This window comes from Olsenella sp. CU969, from assembly GCF_905219715.1.
GTDB classification, from domain to species: domain Bacteria; phylum Actinomycetota; class Coriobacteriia; order Coriobacteriales; family Atopobiaceae; genus Granulimonas; species Granulimonas faecalis.
In genome coordinates this window covers 1-3,857 of record NZ_CAJMXC010000112.1, presented here as the reverse complement: position 1 = coordinate 3,857, position 3,857 = coordinate 1, and the positions used below count along the sequence as shown (strand labels likewise).

Annotated in this window: 2 protein-coding genes; both read left to right on the top strand. The window is 73.8% G+C overall.

Going from position 1 to position 3,857, the window contains the following annotated elements; genetic code table 11:
- On the top strand, positions 1-962 hold a 962-nt coding region (locus JX283_RS07895), incomplete at its 5' end, for a PD-(D/E)XK nuclease family protein (protein ID WP_204830088.1).
- A partial coding sequence (locus tag JX283_RS07890; RefSeq protein WP_204830087.1) for an exodeoxyribonuclease V subunit beta occupies positions 959-3,857 on the top strand: 2,899 nt, incomplete at its 3' end. The genes JX283_RS07895 and JX283_RS07890, both read left to right, overlap by 4 nt.

Here is a 3,857-nt window from a genome sequence, read left to right as displayed (position 1 = left end):
GTCTCGAGGTCGGTGGTCGACACCACCGGGACGTCGCCGGCGACGTCCCGGTGGTGTCGGCCACCGACCTCGAGACCTACCTCGGCTGCCCCCGCCGCTGGTTCCTCGAGCGCGCCGTGCCGGCCGACCGCCTCGACGCGGACTTCTCGGGCCTCGACCGCGGCAGCTTCGCCCACGGCGTGCTCGAGCGCACCGGCCGCGAGCTCCAGGCCCAGGGGTCCTTCGAGCGGGGGCTCGCCGGCGACGTCCTCTCGCGCGTCTTCGACGGGGCCGTGGCCTCCGCGCCCACGGGCCAGGGGCCGGCCGCCGGCTTCATGCCCCACTCCGTGAGCGAGGAGAGCCAGGTGCGCCACCTCAAGGACCAGCTCCTGGCCACGCTCGACCNCAACNAGGGCTCCTTCGTCGGCTTCACGCCGCGGCTGTNCGAGCAGACCTTCGGCAACCCGGGCCAGGACCCGGTGACCTACGCCGGCGTGCGGNTGCGCGGCACCATCGACCGCGTGGACGTGGACGCGAGGGGCCGTGCCGCGGTCATCGACTACAAGAGCGGCAACTCCGNCGGCTCCCGCTACCGCCCAGAGGCCGCCGACGACCTCTCCTCCTGGGTGCCGGGTAACATCCAGGCCCTGCTCTACGCCCGTGTGCTGCCCCAGGTGGCGCCCGGCCTGGACCCCGTGGCCGCCGTCTACCTCACCACGGGCGACGACCCCGGGGTAGGGGGCATGGCCGAGCGCGGCTTCGCCGAGTCCATGGAGGGCGCGTACCGCGGCAAGACCCCCAATGTCGTCACCCCCGACCACGTGGCGGCCGCGTCCTTCGAGGACGTGCTCGCCCGCGCCGAGGAGGTCGCCGCCGAGGCGGTGGCCTCCATGGCCGCCGGCCACGTGGAACCCCGACCCCGCGACCGGTGGGCCTGCATGGGCTGCCCCGCCGTCGCCTGCGAGAAGAGGATCGACCGATGATCGAGCTCGACGGACCCCAGCGAACCATCGTCGAGACCCTTGACGAGGAGCTCTTCGTGGAGGCGGGCGCAGGCNCGGGCAAGACGTTCACCCTGGTGCAGCGCCTGGCCCATGCCCTGGAGCCCGACCGGGCCACGGGGAGGGCGCCGCTCTCGTCCATCGAGAACGCCCTCGTGATCACGTTCACCAACAAGGCCGCGTCAGAGATCCGCGAACGCGTGCGCGCCGAGCTCATGGCCCGCGGCCTCCACGANGAGGCCCTGGCCGTGGACCGCGCCTGGATATCCACCATCCACGGCATGTGCGAGCGCANCCTGCGCTCCTCGGCCCTCGAGCTGGGCATCGACCCGGCCTTCACCGTGATCGCCGACAACGAGGAGCAGTACCTGCGCAGNCGCGCCGTCTCCGATGTGCTCCTCGAGGTGCGCGGCGACCCCCGCTACACCGAGCTCTTCGCCACCTTCGGCGACTCGTTCGATGCCGCCTCGGAGTCCGGCGTGGCTCAGCGCCGCCGCGGGTTCAACCGGCCCATGTCCGCCCCCGAGATGGCCGAGCTCATCACCAAGAAGGCCAACGAGAGCCCCGAGGGGTTCGACGCCGTGGCCTTCAAGGGGGGCGACGCCGAGCTCGGCCCCTTGGCCCGCCGCGCCGTGGCGGCGCTGGACGCCCTGCTCGACGCCTGGGTGCCCAAGAAGGGGGCCAAGGGCATGGAGCACAAGGCCGACCTCGCGCGCACCTCCCAGGCCCTGACCGCCTGGTTGGAGGCCGGCGCCCCGGCCGACGCCTGGGACGGTCTGGAGGCGTCGGTCGTGCTGCCCAGCGGCACGTTCATCAAGGCCAAGGACGCCCTGGACCTCCTCGCCGACGCCAAGGAGGCCGTGGCTGCCCTGGTCCTCGAGGGCTCCTACTCCCGCATCCGCCGGCTGGAGGGCCCGCTCATGGACCTCGCCCGCGCCATCGACGGGCGGTACCGCGCCGTCAAGCGCGAGCGCGGCGCCCTGGACAACGGCGACCTCCTGCGCCTGGCCCTCAAGGGCCTCTCGGAGCACCCTGTGGTCAAGGAGCGGTTCCAGGGCACCTTCGAGCTCGTCATGATCGACGAGTTCCAGGACACGGACTCCCAGCAGCTCCGCATCGTGAGCCTGCTGGCGCCCGACGAGAGCCGCCTGTGCTTCGTGGGCGACCGCCAGCAGTCCATCTACCGGTTCCGCGGCGCGGACGTCGAGCAGTACGACCTGGCCCGCGAGCGGGCCTCCCGGGTGGTGCGCATGGACCGCAACTTCCGCAGCCACGACGACATCCTGCGGTTCGTGAGCCGCGCCCTCGGCGACTCCGAGATCCTCCCCGGATTCATGGACCTCGAGGCCTTCCCCGGCCGCCCCGACGGCTACGCCGCCCGCGACATGCCCCGCATCATGGTGGAGCACACCCAGGCGCCCCCGGCCGAGAAGGGGTTCAAGCAGGCCACCAAGGANGTCCTCGTNGCCCGGAACGCCGAGCAGGTGGCCAACCGCCTGCAGGAGCTCGCAAAGCAGGGCGTGCGCCCCGGCGACATGGCGCTCCTGCTCCGCGGCCTCAACGTCGCCGACCCCTACCTCCGGGCCCTGCGCGACCACGGCCTCGAGGCCGTGGTGGCCGGCGGCTCCACCTTCGCCTCGNCCATGGAGGTGCAGCAGGTGCAGGCGCTGCTCTGGGCCCTCNCCAACNCGCGCGACACCCAGCGGGGGCTCCNCCNGGTGCTCNANGGCCCCATCTTCTCCCTGGGCGACGACGACCTCGTGCTCCTGGCCCGCGGCGGCTCGTCCGCCGGCCTCGTGGAGGGCCTGCTCGCCGGACCCGAGGGCGCCGAGCGCGTGCTGGGGGAGCGCCCCGGCCCGCGCCTGGCCCAGGCCCTCAGGGTCATGGAGTTGGCGCGCCGCCGCATGGGCTACACCGGCGTGGCCGACACCGTGCTGGCCGTGTGCACGGAGTCGGGCTGGCTCCCCCGCCTGGAGCGCGAGGGGGTCGTTGGCCGCTCCCGAGCGGCCAACGTGCTCTCCGCCGTGCGGCACATTCGCCGGCTCGTGGACGACGCGGGGCTGGGCTTCTCCCGCGCGGCCAAGGTCTTCGGCGACTGGCTCGCGAGCGCCAAGGAGGGTCCCGGCGCCCTCTCGGGCGAGGAGACCGATGCCGTGCGCGTGATGACGGTCCACTCCTCCAAGGGCCTGGAGTTCCCCGTGGTGGCCGTGGCGNGCGTCTTCGACGACCCCCACNGCCAGAGCAGGCAGAACCTCGTGACCAGCCGCGAGGGGTCCGAGGTGCGCCTCTCCCTGAAGCCCAAGGCCGAGAAGGGATCGCCGGCCGAGGCGGCGGCCAAGCTCCTCGGGGAGCCGGAGGGGGAGCCGCGCACCGGCCTCCAGTGGCGCCGCCGGCTGGAGGAGTGCGAGACCGACGCCGAGGTGCGGGAGGCCGCGCGCCTGCTCTACGTCGCCCTCACCCGCGCCCGCGAGGCCCTCGTGGTGGGCGTCACCACCGCGGTCTCCGCCAAGGGCACGGTCAGGCCGGCCATGGCCGAGAGCTTCCTCGAGGCCCTCTGGGGCGAGGTCCCCACGCTGCAGGGCACCGTGCCCATCGACTACGGCGGGGGGCAGGAGGGGCGCCTGGTCACCGTGGTGGCCGAGCCCACGCCCAAGGACCCGGTGGAGCCCGAGGAGCCCGTGGAGCGGCCTGAGGAGGAGCGCCCGGACTTCCCGCTCTTCGACGAGGTGCGTACGGCCCCGCCCACCACGGCGTGGTCGGCCCGGGACGACGTGCGCAGCTACTCCAAGGACCTCCACCAGGCCCAGGTGGCGGCCTCCCTCGACGCCGAGGCGGACGCCACGGAGGTCCCCGAGGACGCCGAGCCCCCCGCGGGCG